Origin of the sequence: Streptomyces sp. NPDC015242, assembly GCF_043079125.1 — a bacterium.
Lineage (GTDB): Bacteria > Actinomycetota > Actinomycetes > Streptomycetales > Streptomycetaceae > Streptomyces.
Genome location: NZ_JBIBUF010000007.1, coordinates 300,252 through 325,994 on the forward strand (window position 1 = coordinate 300,252; position 25,743 = coordinate 325,994).

Sequence of the window (25,743 nt, forward strand, 5' to 3'; positions counted from 1 at the left end):
CCGGCGTTGTCCCGGGCCCTGCGGGCCCCGGGCGCGCCGCCGCCTACTCCCGCGCCCGGATCAGCAGCAGGGCGATGTCGTCCAGGCGTTCCTCGCCGTCGGTGAGGTGCCGTTCCTGGTGCACGAGGCTGTCGGCGAGGTCGTCCAGGGGCTGGTCCCCGGTGTCGGCGAGGCGATGGCACAGGTCCGCGACTGCCTCCTCGAAGTCCGTGCCGGGGGACTCGACCAGGCCGTCGGTGTAGAGGACGAGCAGGGAACCGGGCGGGAGGGCGACCTCCGTCGTCGGGTACACCGCCCCGGCGTCGATGCCGAGCAGCGGTCCGCCGGCCAGGTCGAGGACGCGCACCCGGCCGTCCGGCCGTCTCAGCAGCGGCGGGGGATGGCCCGCCCGGGACATCACGGCCCGCCCGTGCGCCGGGTCCAGCCGCAGGTACAGGCAGCTCGCGAACAGTTCGGAGCCCAGGTCGAGCAGCAGCCGGTTGGTGCTGCGCATGACCTCCTCGGGCTCCTGGCCCACGGCCGTGTACGCCCGGACCGCGGTCCGCACCTGCCCCATCAGGCCGGCCGCCGTGACGTTGTGGCCCTGGACGTCGCCGATCACGGCCGCGGCCGTGCCCTGGGTGCGCACCAGGTCGTAGAAGTCGCCGCCGATGTCCATGCCCTGCGTGGCCGGCACATAGCGGCCCGCCGCCTCGATGCCGGGCAGCGACGGCAGGGAGTGCGGCAGCAGGGCCTCCTGCAGGCCGTGCGCGAGGCGGTGCTTGGCATCGTAGAGGAGCGCCCGTTCCAGCGCCTGGGCGATCAGCCCGGCCAGGCTGGTCATGATCGCCCGCTCGTCCGGGGGAAAGTGGTGCGGCTCGGCGTAGGAGAGCACGCACGTCCCCACCGGGCGCCCCTGGGCGATCAGCGGCAGATAGGCCCAGGCGGCGAACCCGTCGGGGGTGGCGAGCCGCGCCGGGTACAGGCGTTCCAGCTGCTCCTGCGACTCGAAGAAGGCCGGCACGCCGGTCCGCAGCACCTGCGTGCCGGGTGTCGGCCGGCTCAGGGGGAGGCCGTCGAACCGTTCGACCACGTGCGCGTCCGGGTAGCCGCGGTGCCCGAGCACCCGCAGGCGGTTCGCCCGGGAGCCGAGCACGACCAGGGCCTGACTGCCGACGGCCGGCGCGATCTCGTCGGCGACCAGCTGCACCACGTCCTGCACCCCGACCGCCTCGGTGAGCGCGCCGGCCAGGTTCAGCACCTGCGAGATGGTGACCAGCCGGGACGGTGTCCCGTCCGGCGGCGGCACGGTGCGGTTCATCTCCGACACGGCCCGGGACCGGGTGATGCGCACACTGAGGCCCGTCGTGCTCGGATACAGCCGGAACGACAGCCACTCGCCAGGCGGGCGCAGCGCCACGAACGAGGTGATGCGCTGGCTGAGCAGTGCGGCCCGGTACCGGTCCTCGTAGACGGGGTCGTTGAGCCACGGCACCGACGCCCACAGCTGCGTCCCCAGCAGCCGGCTGACCGGGACGTTCAGCAGGTCGGCCGCCGCCGCGTTGACGAAGCCGATCCGGCCGTGCAGGTCGAGGGAGACCAGCCCGTACGGCAGCCGGCTCACCATCCGGGCCGCCTCGACCGTGCCGAGCGTCCCGGCCACGCCGCCCACCGGCGCGGCCACCAGGTCGGGCTCGGGGTGCGGCGGGATGCTCAGCTCGGCGGCCCGCTCCAACCGCACCGCCAGCCGGCCGCACGCCGCGGTCAGGTGCTCGCGTTCGTGGTCGGACAGCAGCGGCGGATGCGCCCCCGGCCAGGTGACGAAGACCGCGCCGTACACGGCCGACTCGGTGGCGACCGGCACCGCGGCGAGGGCGAACGGATAGGGGAGCACCACGGCGATCCGCGGATAGTGCCGGGCCATCTCCTCCTCGCCGCCGACCCACACCAGCCGCCGTTCGCGCGCCGCGTCGGCGACCGGGATCGGCGCGGTCAGCCCCACCCGCTCCCACGGCGCCGCGAACGCCCGGGGCAGTCCGGCCATCACCGCCATCTCCAGCACGGGCTGGTCGGGCGCGAGCAGGTACACCGCGCCGGAGTGGGCGTGCACCTCGTCCATCATCGAGGCCAGCGCCAAGGACAGCATGGGACGGCCGACCGGCGTCCTGGCGGCTGCCGGCGCCTGCGCGGACGACTGCCCGTCGGACACGCCGACCACCTCCTCGCACGGTCGGGCGACCGGGCCCAGGAACAAATCTCCCCCCTGACGGCCGGTCGCGCACGACGAGCGGAGGGCGACGAAGCCGGTTACCCGCGGTCACATGCGGCTGCTCCCGCGAGAGCGGCCCGTGCGCCCCGTCACCCCGGTACCCGGCGGCCCGGCGGCCCGGCCCCCGGCCCCCGGCCCCCGGCGCCCGGCGGCCTGGCGGCCCGTCGCCCCGGTACCCGGCGGCCTGGCGGCACGGCCCCCGGCGCCCGGCGGCCTGGCGGCCCGGCCTCCGGCGCCCGGCGGCCCCGCGCACGCCTCGGCCTCCCTTCGGGGGTCCTCGGAACGCCCACAGGGGCTGCGCGGGTGTCTCATTAGCGCTGTAATGGCCAACGTGGTCAGTCCGGGCGCCCGAGAACGCGGAACGCGGACGCCGCGTGCCGAAGGTGCTCTCGCAGCGATCGCGGCCGATCAGGAGTCACCCGACCGGGTGCGCCGCGTCCTCGAACAGGCGCTCGTCTTCGCCGGTGCGGCGTTCGCCGCCGTCTACACGCCCAGTGAGGACGGGGAACTGCTGTGCCTGGTCGAGTCGGCCGGGGTGCCCCGCACCCTCTACGGGCTGCGCGACAGCTACCCGCGTGCCGGCCGGTCCCCGGTCGCCGAGGCCCACCGCGAGGGGCGGCCCGTCTCCCTCGGCCCCGCGGAACTCGCCGCGCGCGCCCAGTCCCGGCGCGTGCCCTCCGGTGAGTTCCATCTGACCGCCCTGCCCGTGCACGGCGACGGCGGCGGCTGCCTGCTCGCCGTCAGCGAGCACCCGGAGGGCTTCGGCGCCGACGACCGCGAATGCCTGGAACTCGTCGCCGAAGCCGTCGCCTACACCGCCCCGGCCGCGCCCGCCGAGGGCGCCGAGCTGCCGCCGGGCGCCTTCAGCCTCGCCATGGACACCGGCCGCGTGCGGGTCGGCGACGACCTGCTGGACCTGTTCGGTCTCGACCCCGTCGAGTTCGACGGCCGCGTCGAGACCCTCCTCGGCCTCACCGTGCCCGAGGACCTGCCGTCCCTGATGTCGGTGGTGGAGGCCGACCACATGTCCATCGGCGACCGGGAACTGGAGTTCCGCGTGCTCCAGCCCGCCGGCCCGCCCCGGTGGCTGCGCCTGCGCGGGCGCCTGCTGCCCGGAGGTGAGGGCCGCCCCGCACGGCTCCTGGGCACCGTCGCCGACGCCTCCACGCTGCGCTCCGACGTCACCGACGTGGCCCGGGTGCAGCGCCTGGCCGCCGCGCTGGCCACCGCCGTCACCGTCCGCGACGTCGGCAAGGCCGTGGTCGCGGCGCTGCGCCGGCCGCTGCGGGCCGACCGGATCGCGCTCGCCGAGCTGGAGAGTGACCGGCTCGTCGTCGCCGTCCTCGACCCGCCCGAACCCGAGGCCTGGCCCGAACTGTGGCGGAGCGAGTGGCGCGGGGAGTGGCCCGACGCGCCCGTGCGGGCCATGCCCACGCTCGCCGCCGCGCTGCGTGAGGGCCGGGCCCGGATCTGGCCCGCCGGCAGCGCGCTGGAACGCGGCCTCGGCGAGGTGGGGCCCGGCGGTCTCGCGGTCCTGCCGCTGCCCGCCGGGAACCGCATGGCCGGGGCCTGCCTGATCGGCTGGGACGCGCCGCACGACTTCGGCGCCGACGAGCGCGCCCTGCTCACCGCCTGCGCCGGCCTCGCCGGACAGGCCCTCGTGCGGGCCCGGGCCTTCGACGCCGAACACGAACTCGTCGGCATGCTGCAGCGCCAGCTGCTGCCGCGCCGCCTGCCCCGGCTGCCGGGCGCGGTGGCCGTCGCCCGGTACCTGCCCAGCACGGCCGGACTGGAGCTCGGCGGTGACTGGTACGACGTCATCCCGCTGCCCGACCACCACGTCGCCCTCGTCATCGGCGACGTCCAGGGGCACAGCGCCGGCGCCGCCACCCTCATGGGCCAGATGCGCACCGCGCTGCGCGCCTACGCCGTCGAGGGCCACCCGCCGGACGTGGTGGTCGCGCACGCCAACCGGCTGCTCGTGGACATGGACAGCGAACTGTTCGCCACCTGCTGTTACGTCGACCTCGACCTGGAGGAGGGGTCCGCCTGGTGCGTGCGGGCCGGGCACCTGCCGCCGGTGCTGCGCCACCCGGACGGCCGGACCGAGATCGCGGAGGCCGAGGGCGGTCCGCCCCTGGGGGTGATGACCCGGGCCGAGTTCCCCATGAGCCCCCTGCGGCTGTCGCCCGGCACCCTGATCGCCCTGGCCACCGACGGGCTGGTCGAGACGCCCGACGCCGACATCGACCAGGGTATGGACCGCCTCGCCGGCCAGCTGGCCGACGCCGCCCCGGTCGACCTGGGGCTCGTCGCCGACGCCCTCCTCGGCGAGGCGCGGCGCAGCGACGACGTCGCGCTGCTCCTGCTGCGCTACGACGGCATGGACCTGCTCCCGCTGCGGGAGAGCTGGACGGTGTGGCGGGTCCCGCAGGCGGTCGGGCAGGCCCGCCGCTTCACCCGGCGCACCCTGCGCTCCTGGGGCGTCACCGAGGAGCACGACGCCGTACTGGTCGTCGTCTCCGAACTGGTCACCAACGCTCTCGTCCACACCGACGGCCGGGTCCGCATGGACCTCACCCTCATCAACGACCGCCTGCGCGTCGCCGTCGCCGACGCCTCCCCGCGCACCCCCGTCCGCCCGACCAGCATCGGCTGGGAGGCCACCGGAGGCCGCGGCATCCTGCTCGTCGAGGCCCTCTCGGCGACCTGGGGCACCCTGCCGGTCAGCGGCGGCAAGCAGGTGTGGGCGGAGCTGGTGCTCGACCGCTGAGCGGTGCGCGGAGCTGGTGCTCGACCGCTGAGCGGTGCGCGGAGCCGGTGCCCGGCTGCTGAGCGGTGCGTCCGGGAGCGGCGATCCGCGCCGGGCCGGTCCGGCCCGGCGGTCGCGGCGGCTTCAGCCCAGCCGCTTCAGGAGCTCCTGCGCCAGCGGTGCCGACGACGCGGGGTTCTGGCCCGTGACCAGGGTGCGGTCGGTGACCACGTTCGGGGCCCACGGCTCGCCGGCCCGTACGGTCACCCCGGCCTCGGTCAGACGGTCCTGGAGCAGCCACTTCGCCCGGTCGGCGAGGCCGCCCTGGACCTCCTCGGCGTTCGTGAACGCCGCGACCTCGTAGCCGGCGAAGACGTTCCGGCCGTCGGCCCCCACCGCGGCCAGCAGCGCGGCCGGCCCGTGGCAGACCACACCGAGCGGCAGGCCCGACTCCAGGGCCCGGGCGAGCAGCCGGCCCGAGTCGGCGTTCACCGCGAGGTCCTCCATCGGACCGTGACCGCCGGGGTAGAAGACGGCCGCGTACTCGTCCAGCCGGACGTCCTCCAGACGGACCGGACGACGCAGTTCGGTGAAGGACTCCAGCGCCTTCGCGATCCGGTCGGCGTTCTCCCGGCCGCCGTTCACCTCGGGCGCCAGGGAGGCCCGGTCCACGGTGGGCTCGACGCCGCCGGGTGTGGCCACGACGACCTCGTGCCCCGCGTCCCGGAACGCCTCGTACGGGGCGACGGCCTCCTCGGCCCAGAAGCCGGTCGGGTGCTCGGTGCCGTCGGCCAGGGTCCAGGCGGTGGCGCCGGTGACCACGAAGAGGATCTTCGACATGGTGGGTGCATCTCCAGGGGGACGGCCGCGGTGGGAGCGCGGCGCTGTTTCGGACACCGACGACCGTAGTCGCCGCGACCGCCGGTTTTCCAATGGCGATGTCGATGGCTGCCATAGGAATCCCCATGGCTCAGGGCGGTAGGGTCGGGTGGCGTGAGCCCTCTCGACCATCACCTCGGCGGTGCCGGGACGCCCGGGCAGCCCGATCTCAACCTCCTGCGCACCTTCCTCGCCGTCCACCGGTCCGGCTCCTTCACGGCCGCCGCGCAGATCCTCGGCCTGTCGCAGCCGACGGTCACCACGCAGATCCGCTCGCTGGAGCGCCGGATGCGCCGGGAGCTGTTCGAGCGGCTGCCGCGCGGCGTCGCCCCGACCCCCGTCGCCGACGAACTCGCGGCCCGGGTCGCCGGCCCCCTCGACGCGCTCGCGGAGGCCACCGGGCACGGTCCGCGCCAGGAGTCGCGCGCCGAGCCGGTCCACCTGGCCGGGCCCGCCGAGCTGCTGTCCACCCGGGCCCTGCCCGCCCTGGCCCCGCTCGTCACCGAGGGAGTGCGGCTGCGCGTCACCACGGGGCTGACCGAGCCCCTGCTGGACGAACTGCGCGCCGGCCGCCACGATCTGGTGATCGCCACGACCCGGCCACGCGGCCGCACCCTGTCGGCGGTGCCGCTGACGGACGAGGAGTTCGTCCTGGTCGCCGCACCCGCCTGGGCCGACCGGGTCGCCGGGCCTCTGGCCGCCGAGGGGCCCGCGGCGCTGCACGGGGTGCCGCTGATCGCGTACGCCGAGGACCTGCCCATCGTGCGCCGCTACTGGCGTCACGTCTTCGGCCGGCGCCTGACCTGCCACGCGGCCGTCTCGGTGCCGGACCTCAGGGCCGTCCTCGCGCTGGTCACGGCCGGCGCGGGCTTCAGTGTGCTGCCCCGCTACCTGTGCGCCGAGGAGCTCGCCTCCGGCGCCCTCGTCCCGCTCGGCACCCCCGAGGACGCGCCGATCAACACCGGCTACCTGGTGCAGCGGCCCGGTACCTCGGGCAACCCGCACGTCGCCCTCGTCCGCGACCGTCTCCGGGAGGCCGGCCGGACGTGGTGATGCCGCGCCCGGTGCGGGTACCCGGACCCCGCAAGACGGAGAAGCGCGACCCGGAGTCGGCGCTGGGCGACATCGGCGCCGCGCGACCCACCACCTGACCCACGGCGACCCGGCCGGCGGCCCCGCGTAGCCGAACCGTGCGCGGGGCCGCCGCGTGTGCGGTGAACGGCGGGACGGTGACGGGGTCTTGACGGACCGCGCGCGGGCGCCCCGGCGCCCGCGTTTGCCCGGTGCGCTCCCGGGGACCCGGACACCCGCGGATGCAGAAGGAAGATGATGAGCCGTGACACCCATGGACACCCCTGAGAAACCCGCCGTCCGCCGGCCCGAGACCGGCTGGTCGAAGGCGCGCCGTCTGCGCGGCAAGGCCGCCCTGCGCACCTGCCTCCCCGCCGTCGAGGACCGGGCCGCCCCCGGGACCACGCTCCCCGGGCCGGAGGGCAACATCGTCCGGGGCGAGGACTGACCGCTTCCCGGGAAGCCGCGCGGTGACGGGCCGGGTAACTCCGCGCGTCGGCAACCGAAAGAAGTGATGTTCACATCCGCCGGATGGCGACTAAGGTGAGCTGAATGAAGGCTCTCGTGCTGTCCGGCGGCGCAGGAACGCGGCTGCGGCCGATCACCCACACGTCGGCCAAGCAACTGGTGCCCGTGGCCAACAAAGCCGTCCTGTTCTACGGGTTGGAGTCGATCGCCGACGCCGGCATCACCGACGTCGGCATGATCGTCGGGGACACGGCCGCGGAGATCGAGGAAGCGGTCGGGGACGGGTCGAGGTTCGGCCTGAAGATCACCTACATCCCCCAGGAGCGACCGCTGGGGCTGGCGCACGCGGTGCTGATCGCCCGGGACTTCCTCGGTGACGACGACTTCGTGATGTACCTCGGCGACAACTTCATCGTCGGCGGCATCACCGGCCTCGTCGACGAGTTCCGCACCCACCGGCCCGACGCCCAGATCCTGCTCACCCGCGTGGCCGACCCGCGCGCCTTCGGCGTCGCCGAACTCGACGCGTCCGGCCGGGTGATCGGTCTGGAGGAGAAGCCCGAGGAGCCCAAGAGCGACCTCGCCCTGGTCGGCGTCTACATGTTCACCCCCCTCATCCACGAGGCGGTCCGCGCCATCGAACCGTCCTGGCGCGGCGAACTGGAGATCACCCACGCCATCCAGCACCTCATCGACTCCCGCGCCGATGTGCGCTCCACGGTCATCAAGGGCTACTGGAAGGACACCGGCAACGTCGGCGACATGCTCGAGGTGAACCGCACGGTCCTCGAAGGCATGGAGCGCCGCATCGACGGCGACGTGGACGAGGCCTCGGAGACCATCGGGCGGGTCGTCGTGGAGGAGGGCGCCCGGATCGTCAACTCCCGCATCGTCGGACCCGTCGTCATAGGCTCGGGCACGCTCGTCAGCAACTCCTACGTGGGCCCGTTCACCTCGGTCGCGGAGAACTGCCGGATCACCGACAGTGAACTGGAGTTCTCCATCGTGCTGCGGGACTCCTCGATCCAGGGCGTCGGCCGGATCGAGGCCTCGCTGATCGGGCGGCACGTCGAGGTGACGCCCGCGCCCAGCGTGCCCAGCGCCCACCGTTTCGTCCTCGGAGACCACAGCAAGGTGCAGATCACCTCATGAGCAAGGTGCGGATCACGTCATGAACCTCCTCGTCACCGGCGCCGCCGGCTTCATCGGCTCCCGTTACGTGCGCGCCCTGCTCGCCTCGGACGCACCCGACGCGCCGCGCATCACCGTGCTGGACAAGCTGACCTACGCCGGCACCCTCGACAACCTCGAACTCACCCATCCGCGGCTGGAGTTCGTCCAGGGGGACATCTGCGACGCGGAACTGGTCGACAAGCTCGTCGCCGACGCCGACCAGGTGGTGCACTTCGCCGCCGAGTCCCACGTGGACCGCTCCATCACCGGCGCCGCCGACTTCGTCCGCACCAACGTGCTCGGCACCCAGACGCTGCTGGACGCAGCCCTGCGCCACGCCACCGGCCCGTTCGTGCACGTCTCCACCGACGAGGTCTACGGCTCCATCGAGACCGGCTCCTGGCCTGAGACGCACCCCCTCCAGCCGAACTCCCCGTACTCCGCCTCCAAGGCCTCCTCCGACCTGCTCGCCCTGGCCTACCACCGCACCCATGGCCTGGACGTGCGCGTCACCCGGTGCTCCAACAACTACGGCCCGCACCAGTTCCCCGAGAAGGTCATCCCGCTGTTCGTCACCAACCTCCTCGACGGGCACAAGGTGCCGCTGTACGGCGAGGGCCGCAACGTCCGCGACTGGCTGCACGTCGACGACCACTGCCAGGGCGTCGACCTGGTCCGCACCAAGGGCCGGCCCGGCGAGGTCTACAACATCGGCGGCGGCACCGAGCTCACCAACAAGGAGCTCACCGGCCTGCTCCTGCAGGCCTGCGGCGCCGGCTGGGACCGGGTCGAGTACGTCGAGGACCGCAAGGGCCACGACCTGCGCTACTCCGTCGACTGGTCCAAGGCCCGCGACGAGCTCGGCTACCGCCCCCGCCACGACTTCACCACCGGCCTCGCCGAGACCGTCGCCTGGTACCGCGACAACCGCGCCTGGTGGGAGCCCCTGAAGCGGCGCGTCGCGCAGGAGCGGGTATGAAGTGGCTGATCACCGGCGCGGGCGGCATGCTGGGGCGCGACGTCGTCGAGGAGCTCACCCGGCGCGGTGAGACGGTCGTGGCCCTCGACCGCGCCGCCCTGGACATCACGCGCCCCGAGGCCGTCGAAGCGGCCGTCCGCGAGCACGCCCCCGGTCTCGTCGTGAACTGCGCGGCCTACACGGCCGTCGACGACGCCGAGACCGACGAGGCCCGCGCACTGGAGATCAACGGCGAGGGCCCGCGCCTGCTGGCCCGGGCCTGCGCCGCGCACGGGGCCCGGCTGATCCACGTCTCCACGGACTACGTCTTCTCCGGGGAGTCACGCACGACCCCGTACCCCGAGGACCACCCCACGGGCCCGCGCACCGCCTACGGCCGCACCAAGCTGGCCGGGGAGCGGGCCGTGCTGGAGGAGCTCCCCGGGGCGAGCGCGATCGTGCGCACGGCTTGGCTGTACGGGGTGCACGGCGGTAATTTCGTGCGGACCATGATCGGTCTCGAAGCCCGCCGCGACACCCTCGACGTCGTCGACGACCAGCGCGGGCAGCCCACCTGGAGCGCGGACGTCGCCGAACGGATCGCCGACCTCGGACCCCGGCTCGGCCCCGACGCGCACGGCGTCTTCCACGCCACGAACGCCGGCGAGGCCAGCTGGTACGAGCTGGCCCGCGAGGTGTTCGCCCTCATCGGCGCCGACCCCGACCGGGTGCGCCCCACCAGCAGCGCGGCCTTCCCGCGGCCCGCGCCCCGCCCGGCGTACAGCGCCCTCGCACACCGCCGGTGGCAGGAGATCGGCCTGCCGCTGCCGCGTGACTGGCGCTCCGCCCTGCACGAAGCACTGCCCCGGATCCGCAAGGAAGGTCTACTTCGTGAAACGCCATGAGTTCCTCCGGGAACTGCACAAGGTCAGCGCCAATCGCAACTACCTGGAGATCGGCGTCAACGACGGGCGCAGCCTGACGTTGTCCCGCGTCCCCAGCATCGCGATCGACCCCGCCTTCAAGGTGGTCTCGGAGCTGAGGTGCGACGTCCACCTGGTGAAGGCCACCAGCGACGACTTCTTCGCGCGCGACAACCCGCTGCAGCACCTCAAGGGCGGCCGGCACCCGCTGCGCAACCTGCGCCGCGGCCGCAGCCCGATCGGCTACTGGCGCCGCACCACGCTGGACCTCTCCTTCATCGACGGCATGCACCTGTTCGAGTTCGCGCTGCGCGACTTCATGAACGTCGAGAAGTACTCGGACTGGGGCAGCGTGATCGTCCTCGACGACATGCTGCCGCGCAGCGTCGACGAGGCGGCCCGGGACCGGCACACCAACGCGTGGACCGGGGACGTCTTCAAGATCACCGAGGTGCTGGCGCGGTACCGCCCCGACCTCGTCACGATCCAGGTGGACACCGCGCCCACCGGGCAGCTCGTCGTCTTCGGCGCCGACCCGGACAACCGGGTCCTGCACGAGAAGTACGACGAGATCATGGCCGAGTACAAGGTCCCGGACCCGCAGAAGGTCCCGGAGGCGATCCTGGAGCGGGCCGGTGCCGTCCGCCCCGAGGCACTCCTCGAAGCCGGCTTCTGGCGCCCGCTGGCCCAGGCCCGCAACCGGGGCCTGCCCCGCTCCGTGGGCTGGGAGCCCCTGCGCAAGGCCCTGCAGCAGGTCGGTGTCAGCCGCTGAGACACCGGCGCCGGCCGCCCCGGGAAAGGGCGGCCGGCGCCGTGACACTTCAGGAGGTCAGCGGGACCGCGGCCCGCCGCGCAGCTCCTCGTAGAAGGCGCGGCACGCCTCGTACGACGGCAGCAGTCCCTGACGCTCCGCCTCGGCCAGCGTCGGAGCCTGCTCGTCCTTCGGGGACAGCACCGGTGTGATGCCCTCCGGCCACTCGATGCCGAGGGCCGGGTCGAGCGGGTGGATGCCGTGCTCGCGTTCCGGGGCGTACCCCGCCGAGCACAGGTACACCACCGTGGCGTCGTCGGTCAGCGCCATGAAGGCGTGACCCAGGCCCTCGGCGAGGAAGACCGCGGCACGGGTGTCGTCGTCCAGCAGGACGGCCTCCCACGTGCCGTAGGTGGGGGAGCCCACCCGGATGTCGATCACCACGTCCAGGACAGCGCCGCGCACGCACGTGACGTACTTGGCCTGGCTCGGCGGCACGTCGGCGAAGTGCACGCCCCGCAGCACACCCCGCCGGGAGACCGAGCAGTTGGCCTGGGCCAGCGACAGGTCGCGGCCCGTCGCCTCGCGGAACTCCGCGCCCCGGAACCACTCGTGGAAGCTGCCCCGGTCGTCCGGGAAGACCTTGGGTTCCAGGACCCAGGCGCCTTCGATGCCCAGTGGCCGCATTCCGTCACTCACCTCCGGTCCTGATACGGGACAGCACCGTGCGGCGGGCGCTGCCGAGCACCCGCCGCGCCCGCCGGGCCAGCCGCAGCGCCACTCCGGGCCGCGGCACCGGCACCGCCTGCACCCTGCTGTCGGCGGCGCGCAGGGCGAACGGCAGACCGGTGAAGCGTGGCTGCTCGCCGCCCGGCGTCGGGCACAGCGCGACGCGCCAGACGCCGTCCGAGAGGTCCTCGGCGGGCAGCTCCGCCCCCAGCACCGACCCCGCTCCCCCCGGGGCGGGGGAGAGGACGCCGGGTGCGTCGAAGAACCGGCTGGCCGAGACGAGCCGCAACAGCACCTCCGTCTCCGCGGGGACGTGGAGCGGGACGGGGACCCGGAAGCCGCTCCCCGAGACGGTGACGTCCGCCCGCTGCACCCGGCCCAGCCCGAGCCGCTTGCCGCGGGTGCCGGACTCCAGGGAGAGGTTGCCGTGCGGCTGCGTCCAGTACGGCAGGACCGTGCGGCCGCCGACGACGCCCACGCCGGGCGCGGGCCGGTCCTCGCGGGGCGCGGGGCCCAGCCGGCACTCCTTGGTCCAGCCGCCCAGCTTGACCCGGACCAGCGCGTCCCAGACACCGCCGGCCGGCAGGGCGGCGGGATCGACGGTGGCGGTCGCCCGCAGGACCAGCCGGACCTCCCCGCCGTCCCCGACGGGCACGGTCTCGCGGGTGAACTCGACCGGCTGGAAGTACTGCGCCGCGCTGGAGCGCTCCCGCAGCAGCAGATCGGCGGTGGCCTGCCCGAAGCGCGCGGCGGTCTCCGAGGCCACCCACCGCACCGCCTCGGTCACGTCCTTCGGCGCGTCGGTCAGCGGTGCCGCCTCGGCGCCGGCCGGGAACACCATCGGCTCGCCCGCGGACACGTACTCGGCCGTGAAGCCGATCCTGAGGGCACCGTCGCGCCATTCGACGTCCCCGGGGGCCGCCTTGGGCGCGACGCCCGCCTCCCACTCGGCGAACGCCAGCACGTCGTCGTACCGGTCGGCGGCCGTCAGTGCGGCGACCACCTGCTGCGTCGGCTGCAGCCCGGCCGCCACACCGGGCCCGAAGCGCTCGACGACGACCTCGTGGATCTCGGCGAACAGCTCCCTGCGGTAGTCGTCCGGCAGCTTCGTGAACCGCCGGGCCCGCAGCCGCTCCACCATCTCCACGCGGAGCCAGCGGCGGAACAGCCGGTCACGCACCGGACCGGGCTCGGTGTACCGCTCGACGACGTCGAGCGCCTCGCGCAGGTTCTTGAAGTAGCCGACCGGGTCGAAGCGTTCGAAACCGGCGTTGGAGCCGTCGTCGCGCCTGAGGTGGTAGTAGCAGACGTAGTCGCTGAGCACGGAGACGTTCTCCGCGCGCAGATACGCCTCCGCGATGAAGACGTGGTCCTCCAGGCGCCGTCTGCCCTCGGGGAAGCGCAGTCCGATGCGGTCGAGGAAGGCCCGCCGGATCATCTTGTGCGGGGTGAGACTGTCGATGAGCGGGGCGTTCTCGACGGTGGCGCGCGGGTGGTTGCGGCGGAACAGCTCCACCGGCACCCCGCGGCCCTTGCCGGCCATCTTGCCCACGATCACGTCGGCGCCGTGGGCGACGCCGTAGTCGTACATCCGCTCCAGGGCCTCGTCGCCCAGGTAGTCGTCGTTGTCGACGAACATCACGAACTCGCCCCGGGAGGCCTCGATGCCGACGTTGCGGGGCTTGCCCGACCAGCCGGAGTTCTCCTGGTGGATGACCCTCATCCGGGGGTCCTCGGCGGCGAGCGCGTCGAGCCGGGCCGGGGTCTCGTCGGTCGAGCCGTCGTCGACGAAGATCACCTCGTACTCGTCGGGGGGCAGCGACTGCCGCTGCAGCGAGGAGATGCAGTCCTCGATGTAGATCCCCGGGTTGTACACGGGGACGATGACGCTGACCTTGACCGGCATCGGGTTTCCGGGCCCCTTCGGGTCGCTTGCCGTAGACGTCCTGTTGTACTGCGCGTTGCCCGATGCTAACCCGCCCGGCGAGGCCGCCCCACCTTTCGAGACCTCGCCGTGATCATCCGCGCCCGCAGGCAACTGAGCTGCGATGTCTGTCTGTTCGCGATCAAGGCGGGTTCAGCGGCAGTGCGGCGAGAGCCACCCCGGCCGTCTGCCCGGTGACGGTCCGGGAGGCCCGGCGCGGACCCGCCCGGTCGCGGCGGGTTGATGACGCCGCCACGCGGCAGGACGCGCGCCGCGGGCCCGCCGCCCGACCTAGAGTGAGGACGTGCGACTGCTCCTGATGTCCGACACCCACCTGCCCAAGCGCGCCAAGACCCTGCCCGCCCCCCTGCTCGACGAGATTCCGCACGCCGACGTCGTCTTCCACGCCGGGGACTGGGTCGACACGGACACCCTCGAGCTGCTGGAGGCCCGAAGCCGCAGGCTCGTCGGGGTGTACGGCAACAACGACGGGCCGCGGCTGCGCGCCCGGCTGCCGGAGGTGGCGTACGCGGAGCTGGAAGGGGTGCGGTTCGGCGTGATCCACGAGACCGGCTCCCGGCAGGGCCGGGAGAGGCGGTGCGCCGCCCGCTTCCCCGACCTCGACGTGCTGGTCTTCGGCCACAGCCACATCCCCTGGGACACCACGGCCCCCACCGGCCTGCGCCTGCTGAACCCGGGTTCCCCGACGGACCGCCGCCGCCAGCCGCACTGCACGTACATGACCGCGACGGTCGCCGACGGGCTCCTCACGGACGTGGAACTGCACCGCCTGCCGCCGCGCGCCCCGCGCTGAACCCGTCTGCTCGGGCGGCCGCGACGCTCAGCCGGCCGGATCGAGCACTATCTTGCGGACGCCGTCCGCGCGGCCGGCGAACAGGTCGTACGCGGCCGGGCCCTCGGAGAGGGGGAAGCGGTGGGAGACCACGGCCTCGGGCGTGATCCGGCCGGCGCGGGTGAGGGCGAGCAGGGGAGGCAGTTCGTAGTGCACGGAGCACAGCCCGATCGCGAACTCCAGTTCCTTGACCTGCGCCAGGTACATGTGGAACGGGAAGGCCCTGTTCTGGCTGACCCCGATGACGCTGACCCGGCCGGCCTGCCGGACGGCCTTCAGGGCGAGTTGGATGGTGGCGTCGGAACCCACCGCCTCCACCACGGCGTCCGGCCCACGGCCGGCGGTCATGTCCCGGATCGCCGCCCGCGCGTCGTCCCCCTCGACCGGCTCGACGCCCAGGCCGGCGGCGAAGGCGCGGCGCTCCGCGACCAGGTCCACGCCCAGCACCCGCGCCGCGCCCATCGCGAACGCGGACTGTGCGGCCATCAGGCCGACCGGTCCGAGACCGACGACCAGGACGGTCTCACCGGGCTGGATGCGGGCACGGCGGCAGCCGTACCAGGCGGTGGGAGCGTTGTCCGTCAGGACGACGGCGGCGTCGTCGGAGATGTCGTCGGGCAAGGGCACCAGATTCACGTCGGCGCAGGGCACGGCGAGGAGCTGGGCCTGGCTGCCCGGGAGCTTCGGGCTCACTCCGTAACACAGGTCCGTGCCCGACTCGGCGATCTCGCAGCGGGCGGTGAAGCCGGCGGCGCACTGCCGGCACTGCGCACAGCCGACGGAGGCGGGCACCAGCACCCGGTCGCCGGGCTTGACCCGGGTGACCCGGCCGCCGGTGTCGACGACCACGCCGACGCACTCGTGTCCCGGGGTGTAGCCCAGTTCCGGGCTGAACCCGTGGCCGTCGTAGATGTGCAGGTCGCTGCCGCAGATGCCGGCCGCGGTTACCCGCACCACCGCGTCGGTGGGGTTGGTGACGACCGGGTCGGGGACCTCCCCGTAGCGGATGTCGTGACGGCCGTGGTAGGTCAGTGCCTTCATCGGATCTCTCCCGCCCCTCGGTTTGGTCAGTCCGCGATCTTCAGCACGAGCTTGCCGTGGTTCTCGCCGCGGAACAGGCGCATCAGGGTGTCGGGGAAGTCGGCGACCGAGCCGGACACCACGTCCTCCAGGGACTTCAGCCGGCCCTCGGCCCGCCACGCGGCCATCCGGGCGATGCCCTCCGCGTACCGGTCGGCGTAGTCGAACACCACGAGGCCCGTCATGGAGGCGCGGTTCACCAGCAGGGACAGGTAGTTGGCGGGACCTTGCGGCTTGGTGCTGTTGTACTGGGAGATCGCGCCGCAGACGACCACGCGGGCGCCGCGCGCCAGCCGCACCAGAACGGCGTCCAGCACGTCGCCGCCGACGTTGTCGAAGTACACGTCGACGCCGTCGGGGGCGTGCTCGCGCAGGGCCGTGCGGACGTCCTCGTTCTGGTAGTCGATGGCGGCGTCGAACCCGAACTCCTCCACCACCATGCGGCACTTGGCCGGGCCGCCGGCGATGCCCACGACCCGGCAGCCGAGGATCCGGGCGATCTGCCCGACGACGCTGCCGACGGCCCCGGCCGCCCCGGAGACCACGACGGTCTGCCCCGGCTCGGGCCGCCCGACCTCGGTCAGACCGAAGTAGGCCGTCAGGCCCGGCATGCCGAGCGTGCCGAGATAGGTCGGCAGGGGTGCCGCGGCGGGATCGACCCCGGTCACGCCGCGCCCGTCCGACACGCAGTACTCCTGCACCCCGAAGGTGCCCGACACATGGTCGCCGACCGCGAACCCGGAGTGCCGCGAGGCGACCACCCGGCCGACCGCGCCGGCCCGCATCACCTCGCCGATCTCCACCGGGCGGATGTAGGACCTGCCCGCGTTCATCCAGCCGCGCATCGCCGGGTCGATCGACAACTGGAGCACCTGTACCAGGAACTCCCCGTCGCCCGGCTGCCCGGCCGGCTCCTCGACCTGCTGCCAGTCGGTGGGACGCGGCTCTCCCACGGGACGTGCGGCCAGGCGTATCTGGCGGTTGATCCTGCTCATGTGCGGCGGCTCCCTCGGCTGCATACCGTCCAGTCGGTACGGCGGTGAGCGTACGGGTGCCCGCCGTGCGGGGCAAGAGCCGGTCCGCCACGACTTGAGGACGGCGTCGGCGAGGTCGCCCGGGACGTCACCCCACTGCGAGTCGCACTGACACAGATCGTCAACTGATTGATCCTCACGGGTCTGGCCGCTGTCCCGGTGCTGCGTAGGCTTCCAGGAAGGCGGCGGTGCGGATCCGCGCACTCGATCTGCTGCCACGCCGAGTGTTCACCCGCGTCCGCGAGAGAAGGATGTACACCCCCTATGCGCGCCCTTGTGGTCGATCACAGTGACGCCGGACCCATCAGGTTCGCCGATGTCGACGAGCCCGTACCGTCCACCGGCGAGGCGTTGGTGGAGATACGGCACATCGGTCTCAACTTCGGAGAGCTGAACTACGTGCGCCAGTGGCCGGCCGGCGCCGTGCACGGTCACGACGCGGCCGGCGTCGTGGTGCGCGCCGCATCCGACGGCTCGGGGCCTCCCGAAGGTACGCGCGTCGCAGTGGGAATGGCGCCCCACGCGTGGGCGGAGCGGGTGGCAGTCAGCACCGCCTCGCTCGGCACCGTCCCTGAGGGCGTGGACCTCGCCGACGCGGCCGCGCTCGGGATCGCCGGAGTCACCGCACTCCGGGTGCTGCGCAAGCGTTCCCTGCTGGCGCGCGATGTTCTGGTGACCGGCGCCAGCGGGGGCGTGGGGCACTTCGCCGTCCAGCTGGCGGCGCTGGCGGGCGCCCGGGTGACGGCGCTCGTCGGTTCGCCGGAGCGGGCCGCCGGACTCCGTGAACTCGGCGCCGACAGGGTCCTGACCGATCTGGCCGAAACCGGGGACCAATTCGACCTGGTCCTGGACACGGTCGGCGGGCCCCTGGTGGCCCAGGCGTGGAGTTCCCTCGCCGAGGGCGGCACCATCCACCTGGTCGGCTGCTCCTCGGGGCAGGAAACAACGTTCCCGCCAGGGGCCTTGTTCGGCTTCGGTGAGCCGCGCAGCATCGCCACCTACGGGGACATGACGCCGACCAGCGGGGAGCTGACGGATCTGCTGGGCCTCATGGCCGCCGGGAGGCTCTCGGCACCCATCGGACTGCGAGGCGACTGGCGGGACGTGGGCAACGCCGTCCAGGCGCTGTTCGCGCGGAAGGTGCGCGGAAAGGTCGTCCTCGACGTGGCCTGAAGCTGTGGACGAGGAGACACATGCGCTTCGCCCTCCGGTGGGCGCTTCACGGCGATGGACGAGGATGGACCCATGGATGTGCTGGCGGAGGTCTTGCGTGTCGCGGGTGCGCGTGGGGCGCTCGGGGGCGTGCTGAAGGCCGGCGGGACCTGGGGCATGTGGCTGGACTCCTATCCGGGAGCGGCACTGCACGTGGTGTCCCGCGGCACGGTGTGGCTCCATGTCACGGGGGAGGAGCCTCTTCAGGTGCACGCCGGAGACGCCGTCCTGGTGTCGCCGGGCACCGCACACGGGATAGCCGGCAGCCCCGGCGTGACGATGGGTTCCTGCGACCCTGAGGCGGCGGCCCGGGCTTTCGGCGACGGCCGGGCGCTGCGGCTGGGTTCGGCGCCGGCGCAGACGGAAGTGATCGTCCTGCACTACGAGCAGGACCCGGAGGTGCGCCTCCCGGTGCTCACCTCCCTCGCCCGGCCGATGCACGTCACGGCCCAGGAGAACGCGCAGCTCAGAAGGAGCGTCGAACTCCTCGCCGCTGAACTCGCACAGCCGCAGATCGGCACCACCGCCGTCATCAACAGCATCGTCGACCTTCTGCTCGTCCAGTTCGTTCGCGCCTGGCTGGCCCGCCATCCGCAGGAGCAGTCCGGCTCATGGCTGGGAGCGATGCGTGATCAGGTCGTGCGCGACGCTCTGGCATGTGTCCACGCCCAACCGGAACACCCCTGGACCACGGAGACCCTGGCCGCCGCGACGAGGGTCTCCCGGGCCACGCTGTCCAGGCGTTTCCGGTCCGCCCTCGGACAGACGCCGGGTGCGTACCTGACGCAGTGGCGCATCGACCTGGCGTCCGTCAGGCTCCGCGACACCGATGAGCCGGTCGAGTCGATCTCCGGCGCGGTCGGATACGGCTCTCCGCACGCTTTCAGCCGTGCCTTCAAACGTGCCCGGGGCACGGCCCCGGGCGAGTACCGTTCCCGACTTCGCACGTGACCGCTCGTGCGTGGGATCGGGCCCGTTCGCTCCCGTCGCGGCCCGCGCCGCCGGCCCCAAGCTCCATGCAGACAGGGGCTACGACGACAGTCACCTGCGAAGGTGGCTTGGCCGGACCCGGAACCCGGCGGTGATGAAGATCATGGAATGCCCTTCGCCGGGAGGTTCGGGACGCGCTGGACGTGAAGGGGGGCGAGACGATCGTACGAACCCGGTGTGACGGCGGCGTGCCGGGGACGCGGCCGACGATCAGGCAGGTCGCGGCGGATGCACCGCCCCCTCCGTCAGGGACAGCGGGGCACCGCTGCCGCCCCAGCGCAGCGCCACGATCTCGGCGGCGACGGACACCGCCACCTCCTCGGGCGTACGCGCCCCCAGGTCCAGGCCCACCGGTGAGCGCAGCCGCGCCAGCTCCCGCCCGGTCAGCCCGGCCTCGGCCAGCCGTGCCGCCCGTTCCTCGTGGGTACGCCGGCTGCCCATCGCCCCGATGTACGCGGCCGGCCGGCGCAGCGCCTCGGTCAGCAGCGGCACGTCGAACTTGGGGTCGTGCGTGAGCACGCAGATCACCGTGCGGTCGTCCGTGTCCGTCTCGCGCAGATAGCGGTGCGGCCACTGCGCGACCACCTCCACGCCCTCGGGGAAGCGCCTGGGCGTGGCGAAGACCGGCCGCGCGTCGCAGACGGTGACCCGGTAGCCGAGGAAGCCGCCGATGCGGGCCACGGCCGCCGCGTGGTCGATCGCCCCGAAGACCAGCATCCTGGGCGGTGGGGCGAAGGACTGGAGGAACACGGCGACGGCGTCCTCCCGGCGCTGCCCCTCGGGGCCGTAGTGCCGCAGAACGGTCGCGCCGAGGGCGAGCTCCCCGCGCGCGTCCGCCGTCACGGCCGCGTCCAGGCCGCTCGCGCCCAGGGTGCCGAGCACCCGGTCCGGCCAGACGGCGAGCGCCGCCCCCCGCCGCGCGGGCCCGTCGGTGACGGTGGCCACGGTCACCGGTTCACCCGCCGCGACGGAGTCCGCGACCGCGCCGAACGCGGGATCCCGCTCGGGCGTCACGGCCCGCACCAGCACCGTGATCTCGCCGCCGCAGGTCAGGCCCACGGCGAAGGCGTCCTCGTCGCTGTAGCCGAAGGTCGCGAGCCGGGCCGCGCCGCTCGCCACCACCTCCTGCGCCAGTTCGAACACGGCGCCCTCGACGCAGCCCCCCGACACACTGCCCACGACCTCTTCGCCCGGCCCCACCGCCACCGCCGCGCCCGGGCCGCGCGGCGCGCTGCGGCTGATCTCCACGACCGTCGCGAGGCCGAACGGAGTGCCGGCCGCGTACCAGCCGCCGAGCACCGGAAGGACATCCCGCACCAGCCGCTCCTCTCCGTCGCGCTCCCCGCCGGGTACCCCGGCGGCGATTAATCCCGTTGTGGGCCGCCCGGCCGTTCTGCTGCACTGCACGGGACAGCGAGTCACCGAGTCCCGAGGAGAGCCGGATGCGCACTGCGTTCATGTCCCCCCTGTCAGCAACGGCTCCCACCTCGAAGGACATGACGCTTCGTGCACGTGCTCAATCTCGGGATTCTCGCCCATGTCGACGCCGGTAAGACCAGCCTCACCGAGCGGCTGCTCCATTCGGCCGGAGTGATCGACGAGATCGGCAGCGTCGACGCCGGGAACACCCGCACCGACACCCTCGCGCTGGAGCGGCAGCGCGGCATCACCATCAAGTCCGCCGTCGTCTCGTTCCCGCTCGACGGCGTCACCGTCAACCTCATCGACACCCCCGGTCACCCGGACTTCATCGCCGAGGTGGAACGCGTCCTCGGTGTGCTGGACGGCGCCGTCCTGGTGATCTCCGCCGTCGAGGGCGTCCAGGCCCAGACGCGGGTGCTCATGCGGACGCTGCGGCGGCTGCGCATCCCGGCGCTGCTGTTCGTCAACAAGATCGACCGCGGCGGGGCACGCGACGAGGGGGTGCTGCGGGAGATCGCCGCCCGGCTGACCCCCGCCGCGGTCCCGACGGGCACGGTCGCCGGTCTCGGGACGCGTGCGGCGCGCTTCGTGCCGGGGGTCGGGAAGGACGCCGCCCTCGACGTGCTCACCGAGCACGACGACGCCCTGCTGTCCGCGTACGCCGACGACCGGGTGACCGGCACGCTCCTGCACCGGTCCCTGGTCGCCCAGACCCGGCAGGCCCTGGTCCACCCGGTCCTCTTCGGCTCCGCGGCCACGGGCGCCGGCGTGGCGGACCTGCTGTCCGCCGTCGGGGAACTGCTGCCGGCGGCCGACGGGGACGAGGACGGGCCGGTCTCCGGCACCGTGTTCAAGGTCGAGCGGGGCCCGGCGGGGGAGAAGATCGCCTACGCCCGGATGTACTCCGGCACCCTGCGCACCCGCGACCGGGTCCCCTTCGGCACGGACGGAGCGGAAGGCAGGGTCACCGCGATCAGCGTCTTCGGCCACGGCACCGACACCCGCGCGGACGCCGTGACCGCCGGCCGGATCGCCCGGCTCCGGGGGCTGGGCGAGATCAGGATCGGCGACGCCCTCGGCGAACCCCGCACGGCGCACGAGCCGTTCTTCGCCCCGCCCACGCTGGAGACGGTCGTCGTCCCCGGCGCGGACACGCACCGGGGAGCCCTCCACCTCGCCCTCACCCAGCTCGCCGAGCAGGACCCGCTGATCGGCCTGCGCCACGACGAACGCCGTCAGGAGACCTCCGTCCGCCTGTACGGCGAGGTGCAGAAGGAAGTCATCCAGGCCACCCTCGCCGACGAGTACGGCCTCGACGTCACCTTCCGCGAGACCACCCCGCTGTGCGTCGAACGGCTCCTGGGCACCGGGCACGCCGTCGAGTTCAACAAGAGGGACGCCAACCCGTTCCTCGCGACGGTGGGCCTGCGCGTGGAGCCCGCACCACCGGGTTCGGGCGTCGCCTTCCGGCGGGAGGTGGAGCTCGGCGCCATGCCGTACGCCTTCTTCAAGGCCGTCGAGGACACCGTGCGCGAGACCCTCGGCCAGGGCCTGCGGGGCTGGCCGATCCCCGACTGCACGGTGACCATGACGCACTGCGGCTACTCGCCCCGCCAGAGCCACGCCCACCAGGGGTTCGACAAGAGCATGTCGAGTACCGGCGCCGACTTCCGCGGCCTGACCCCGCTGGTGCTGGCCGAGGCGCTGCGGCGGGCCGGGACGCGCGTGCACGAACCCCTGCACCGCTTCCGCGTCGAGGCCCCGGCCGACACCGCGGGCGCCCTGCTGCCGGCCCTCGCCGGGCTCGGCGCGGTGCCGGAGGCTACGCACCACCGGGGCGACGTCTGCGTCGTGGAGGGCACCGTGCCGGCGGCCCGCGTGCACGCCCTCGGACAGCGGCTGCCGGGGCTCACCCGGGGCGAGGGCGAGCTGGAGAGCTCCTTCGCCCGGTACGCCCCGGCCGGCCGCGGCAGGGTCCCCGAGCGTCCGCGCACCGACCACAACCCCCTCAACCGGAAGGAGTACCTGCTGAACGTCATGCGCAGGGCGGGTGGGTGAGGCGAGCCCGGCCGGTGAGCCGCAACTTACTCCGGAGTCAGGGGTGTTGACGCTGTCCTGATATGGCCGGACTGTAGTGGACATGCCGACTATTCGAGCGCGACTCCTGGTCGTCCTGGCCGTCCTCCTCGGCACGACGGCGGTGGGCGTCCCGCCCGCCGCCGCCGCGCCCCCGTCCGGTTCCCTCTGGTTCGACGACCCCACCGTCACCGTGCGGGACGGCCGCTTCACCGACGTCCACGGCCGTGAGCTCGTCCTGCGCGGCTACAACGTCTCGGGCGAGACCAAACTCGCCGAGAACAAGGGCCTGCCGTTCGCTTCGGTCGCCGACGCGCGCACCTCGGCGACCGCGCTGCGCGCGCTGGGCGGCGGCAACACCGTGCGCTTCCTGCTCTCCTGGGCGTACGCCGAGCCCGAGCGCGGCCGGGTCGACACGGCCTATCTCTTCGCCGCCACCGAGCAGATGAAGGCCTTCCTCGACGCGGGCATCCGCGTCTACCCCGACTTCCACCAGGACCTCTACTCCCGCCACTTGTTCGACGCCGACAGCTGGTACACCGGAGACGGTGCCCCCCGGTGGGCGGTGGACGCGGGCGGCTACCCCGACGAGTCGTGCGGCATCTGCCTGTTCTGGGGGCAGAACATCACCCAGAACGAGGCGGTGAAGCGCGCCACGTACGACTTCTGGCACAACGCGCACGGCGTGCAGGACGCCTTCCTCGCCACCGCCGAGAAGACCATGGCGTACCTCCGGCAGCACCTGGGCGCCGACCGGTTCAAGGGCGTCGCCGGCTTCGACCCCTACAACGAGCCGCACGCCGGCGTGTACGACTCCGGGCAGACCAGCCGGGCCTGGGAGAAGGACGTCCTGTGGCCGTTCTACGAGAGGTTCCGCGCCCGTATGGACGCGGCCGGCTGGCGTGACAAGCCCGCCTTCGTCGAGCCGAACCTCTTCTGGAACGCCAACCTCGGCTTCCAGAAGCAGGAGGGCGGCCTGCTGGACGCCGGCCCGCTCGGCCCGCGCTATGTCCTCAATACGCACTTCTACGACCAGAAGGCCATCTCGGGCGTCTTCATGTGGGGCAAGGCGGCCGACGGCCAGTACGCGGGCGACTTCCGCACGGTCCGCGACCGCGCCGCCGCCGCACGGACGGCCGCCGTGGTCAGCGAGTTCGGGCATCCGCTGGCCGGCACGGTCTCCGACAAGGCGCCGACCGTGCTGAAGGCGATGTACCAGGCCCTCGACTCACGCGTGAAGGGGGCCGACTGGTGGTCCGACCCGGCGGCCTCGGGCCCCGTGCTCTCGGGCTCGCAGTGGCAGTGGGACCTCTACAACGGCCGCCACCGTGAGCCGATGAACGGCAACCCCGGCAAGGTCCTCACCGAGGGCGACGCCTGGAACGACGAGGACCTGTCCGCCGTACGCCTGGACGACGCCGGCGAGCCGGTGCTGCGGCAGGACGCCCGGCTGCTGGACCGCCTCTACCCGAGCGCCACGGCCGGCGCGACCGTCGGCTTCACCTACGAGGACCGCTCCCGGGACGGCTCCACGACCCTGACCTGGAACCCGGTGCCGAGTGCGCTGCCGCACGTGGGACGCCTGGTCGGCTCGGGGCAGTACGGGCTGCTGCTGTGGCGGTCGAACGGCGGCCCGGCGCCCACCGAACTGCACCTGCCGGCGAGTTTCCCGGCGGCGTCCACCACCGTCGTCTCCGACCTGGCCACCGTCCACGCCCCACCGGCCTACACCCCGGCGACCCCGGTCGGGGTGGCCGAGGAGCCGGGCGGCACGGGAAGCCGCCGCCTGCTGCTCACCGCGCCGGACTCCGGGGTCCTGCACTACGCGCTGGTGACCAACGGGGCGACGGCTCCCTCCGCCGACCTGCTCGCCGCGGCCCGCTCCGAACTGACGGCCTGGGCGGCGAAGGAGGTCAGCTAGCGGACGGGGAGGACCAGTCGGCCGCCACCCGGCCGAGCCGCACGCGCTGCGGGTGGTCGCCGACCGGCACCGACACGACCTTCCTGCCGGTGGCGAAGTTGATGGCCGTGACCTGGTCGGTGCCGCTTTCGGAGACCACACAGGACTTGCCGTCACCGCTGACCGTGGCCCAGTAGGGCTTGGCGGCGGTGACGAGCGGGCCCTCCTGGAGGGTGGCGCGGTCGACGACCGTGGCGTAGTCGTCCATGGTCCCGGCCACGCACAGCTTCTTTCCGTCCGGGCTCATGGAAAGGCCGTGGTGGCGCGAGTCGTTGACGAAGGTGGTGCGGTCGTCGCTGGTCGCCGGGTTCTTCGGCAGGGTCTTCGTGCGGGTGATCCGGTCGGTGGCCAGGTCGTACTCGAAGAAGCCGTGGAAGAACGACACCTGGAAGTACAGCTTCGACTCGTCGGGCGAGAACACGGCCGGGCGGACCGCGTCGGAGAAGTCCTTGAGGCCGATCGCGTCCAGGCGCGCCCGCATGTCGATCACCTTGACCTGCTGGTAGGTGGTCGCGTCGATGACCGTGATGCGGCGGTCGCCCTTCGTCCAGTCCAGCCAGGGCGCGTCGGTCTGCGTGTTCACCTCGCCGATCGACATGTTGTAGAGGTACTTGCCGTCCTTGGTGAAGATGTTCTCGTGCGGCTTGTCACCGGTGGCGGCCTTGCCGAGCTGCCTGCCGGTCTCGATGTCGAGCACGTGCACGGCGTTGCCGGTGGAGGCCGACACCGCGACCCGCTTGCCGTCGGGGGAGACGGCCATGTGGTCGGCACGGAAACCGGACACCGGGAAGCGCCAGTTGATCCGTCCCGAGGCGAGGTCGATCGAGACGACGTCGGCGAAGCTGGGCCGGGAGACGACCACCGACCTGCCGTCCGGCGTGGAGTACATGTCGTCGACGAACTGGTCGTGTCCCTCGCCGACGCTGTTGCGGATCGTCATGAAGGCGATCCATCTGATGGGGTCGGCGTTGATCTCCGCCATCCGCTCGGCCTTGTCGGGGACGACGTCGATCCGGCCGATCCTCGCGAAGTCGCCGGTGGACTTCAGGACGTCGGCGGTGCCCTCCCAGTTGTTGCCCACGAACAGCACCTCGCGCGGCGCGGCGGAGGGGGCGGGGGCGGCTGCGGCGGTCGCGGGAAGGGCGGTGGTCAGGGCGAGGGCGGCGGTCAGGGAGCACAGGTGCCGTCGTCGGGAGACGGACATGGCTGATCCCTCCTCTGCGGTGGGGTGAGGAATCTG

The 25,743-nt window shown here is 73.2% G+C and carries 20 protein-coding genes and 1 pseudogene; 13 read left to right on the forward strand and 8 right to left on the reverse strand.

All coding sequences use genetic code 11. The features are described from left to right. Positions 1-43: 43 nt before the first annotated feature. Positions 44-2,197 (reverse strand): SpoIIE family protein phosphatase, encoded by a 2,154-nt coding sequence (locus tag ACF07N_RS24245; protein ID WP_392116447.1) that lies wholly within the window; start codon positions 2,195-2,197, stop codon positions 44-46. A 373-nt stretch (positions 2,198-2,570) separates the two neighbouring features. On the opposite strand from ACF07N_RS24245, the gene ACF07N_RS24250 reads away from it, so the two are divergent. After that, on the forward strand, positions 2,571-5,021 hold the full coding sequence (locus tag ACF07N_RS24250) for a SpoIIE family protein phosphatase (RefSeq protein WP_392116450.1): 2,451 nt from the start codon (positions 2,571-2,573) through the stop codon (positions 5,019-5,021). Positions 5,022-5,144: 123 nt separating this feature from the next. On the opposite strand, the gene ACF07N_RS24255 is transcribed toward ACF07N_RS24250, so the two are convergent. Continuing rightward, positions 5,145-5,840 carry a type 1 glutamine amidotransferase domain-containing protein gene (locus tag ACF07N_RS24255; RefSeq protein WP_383336536.1) on the reverse strand — a complete coding sequence of 232 codons (696 nt, stop codon included), beginning with the start codon at positions 5,838-5,840 and terminating at the stop codon, positions 5,145-5,147. 153 nt (positions 5,841-5,993) lie between these two features. Here ACF07N_RS24255 and ACF07N_RS24260 point away from each other — a divergent pair, with 153 nt between their 5' ends. The 6 genes from ACF07N_RS24260 (at position 5,994) to ACF07N_RS24285 (ending at position 11,244) form a co-directional block, all read left to right on the forward strand. After that, on the forward strand, positions 5,994-6,932 hold the full coding sequence (locus tag ACF07N_RS24260; RefSeq protein ID WP_383336535.1) for a LysR family transcriptional regulator: 939 nt from the start codon (positions 5,994-5,996) through the stop codon (positions 6,930-6,932). A 292-nt stretch (positions 6,933-7,224) separates the two neighbouring features. Next, entirely contained in the window at positions 7,225-7,398 is a 174-nt protein-coding gene (locus ACF07N_RS24265) for a hypothetical protein (protein WP_383336534.1), read from the forward strand. Between the two features lie 104 nt (positions 7,399-7,502). Continuing rightward, a complete protein-coding gene (locus ACF07N_RS24270) occupies positions 7,503-8,570 on the forward strand; it encodes a glucose-1-phosphate thymidylyltransferase (RefSeq protein WP_383336533.1) in 1,068 nt (355 codons plus the stop codon). A 19-nt stretch (positions 8,571-8,589) separates the two neighbouring features. Continuing rightward, positions 8,590-9,570: a dTDP-glucose 4,6-dehydratase gene (gene rfbB, locus ACF07N_RS24275; RefSeq protein WP_392116456.1), complete on the forward strand. Its 981-nt coding sequence runs from the start codon at positions 8,590-8,592 to the stop codon at positions 9,568-9,570. Next, positions 9,567-10,454, forward strand: a complete 888-nt coding sequence (rfbD, locus tag ACF07N_RS24280) for a dTDP-4-dehydrorhamnose reductase (RefSeq protein WP_392116459.1) — start codon at positions 9,567-9,569, stop codon at positions 10,452-10,454. The genes rfbB and rfbD overlap by 4 nt, the downstream gene beginning before the upstream one ends. Further along, entirely contained in the window at positions 10,441-11,244 is an 804-nt protein-coding gene (locus ACF07N_RS24285; RefSeq protein ID WP_392116462.1) for a class I SAM-dependent methyltransferase, read from the forward strand. The genes rfbD and ACF07N_RS24285 overlap by 14 nt, the downstream gene beginning before the upstream one ends. Before the next feature lie 57 nt (positions 11,245-11,301). Here ACF07N_RS24285 and rfbC read toward each other — a convergent pair whose 3' ends face one another. Both rfbC and ACF07N_RS24295 read right to left on the reverse strand, forming a co-directional pair. After that, positions 11,302-11,910 carry a dTDP-4-dehydrorhamnose 3,5-epimerase gene (rfbC, locus tag ACF07N_RS24290; protein ID WP_392117040.1) on the reverse strand — a complete coding sequence of 203 codons (609 nt, stop codon included), beginning with the start codon at positions 11,908-11,910 and terminating at the stop codon, positions 11,302-11,304. Between the two features lie 4 nt (positions 11,911-11,914). Further along, positions 11,915-13,858, reverse strand: coding sequence for a glycosyltransferase family 2 protein (locus ACF07N_RS24295; RefSeq protein WP_392116465.1), 1,944 nt, complete (start codon positions 13,856-13,858; stop codon positions 11,915-11,917). A 322-nt stretch (positions 13,859-14,180) separates the two neighbouring features. On the opposite strand from ACF07N_RS24295, the gene ACF07N_RS24300 reads away from it, so the two are divergent. After that, positions 14,181-14,690, forward strand: coding sequence for a metallophosphoesterase family protein (locus ACF07N_RS24300; protein WP_392116468.1), 510 nt, complete (start codon positions 14,181-14,183; stop codon positions 14,688-14,690). A gap of 27 nt (positions 14,691-14,717) precedes the next feature. Here ACF07N_RS24300 and ACF07N_RS24305 read toward each other — a convergent pair whose 3' ends face one another. Both ACF07N_RS24305 and ACF07N_RS24310 read right to left on the reverse strand, forming a co-directional pair. After that, positions 14,718-15,770: an alcohol dehydrogenase catalytic domain-containing protein gene (locus ACF07N_RS24305; protein WP_392116471.1), complete on the reverse strand. Its 1,053-nt coding sequence runs from the start codon at positions 15,768-15,770 to the stop codon at positions 14,718-14,720. Positions 15,771-15,796: 26 nt separating this feature from the next. Beyond that, a complete protein-coding gene (locus ACF07N_RS24310; RefSeq protein WP_392116474.1) occupies positions 15,797-16,804 on the reverse strand; it encodes an NADP-dependent oxidoreductase in 1,008 nt (335 codons plus the stop codon). Between the two features lie 303 nt (positions 16,805-17,107). On the opposite strand from ACF07N_RS24310, the gene ACF07N_RS24315 reads away from it, so the two are divergent. From ACF07N_RS24315 to ACF07N_RS24325, 3 genes and pseudogenes are all read left to right on the forward strand, one after another. Next, positions 17,108-18,016, forward strand: a complete 909-nt coding sequence (locus ACF07N_RS24315; protein WP_392116477.1) for a zinc-binding dehydrogenase — start codon at positions 17,108-17,110, stop codon at positions 18,014-18,016. Between the two features lie 72 nt (positions 18,017-18,088). Next, complete coding sequence (locus tag ACF07N_RS24320) at positions 18,089-19,006, forward strand: cupin domain-containing protein (protein WP_392116480.1); 918 nt, start codon at positions 18,089-18,091, stop codon at positions 19,004-19,006. Beyond that, positions 19,007-19,115: pseudogene (locus ACF07N_RS24325) on the forward strand (IS5/IS1182 family transposase); the annotation flags it as partial. A gap of 140 nt (positions 19,116-19,255) precedes the next feature. On the opposite strand, the gene ACF07N_RS24330 reads toward ACF07N_RS24325, so the two are convergent. After that, complete coding sequence (locus ACF07N_RS24330; RefSeq protein WP_392116483.1) at positions 19,256-20,362, reverse strand: XdhC family protein; 1,107 nt, start codon at positions 20,360-20,362, stop codon at positions 19,256-19,258. A gap of 189 nt (positions 20,363-20,551) precedes the next feature. Here ACF07N_RS24330 and ACF07N_RS24335 point away from each other — a divergent pair, with 189 nt between their 5' ends. Next, a complete protein-coding gene (locus tag ACF07N_RS24335; protein ID WP_392116486.1) occupies positions 20,552-22,525 on the forward strand; it encodes a GTP-binding protein in 1,974 nt (657 codons plus the stop codon). An 82-nt stretch (positions 22,526-22,607) separates the two neighbouring features. After that, positions 22,608-24,464 (forward strand): endoglycosylceramidase, encoded by a 1,857-nt coding sequence (locus ACF07N_RS24340; RefSeq protein ID WP_392116489.1) that lies wholly within the window; start codon positions 22,608-22,610, stop codon positions 24,462-24,464. Here the strand turns inward: ACF07N_RS24340 and ACF07N_RS24345 are convergent. Then, positions 24,457-25,707: a YncE family protein gene (locus tag ACF07N_RS24345; protein ID WP_392116492.1), complete on the reverse strand. Its 1,251-nt coding sequence runs from the start codon at positions 25,705-25,707 to the stop codon at positions 24,457-24,459. The genes ACF07N_RS24340 and ACF07N_RS24345 overlap by 8 nt on opposite strands. Between the last annotated feature and the right edge of the window lie 36 nt (positions 25,708-25,743).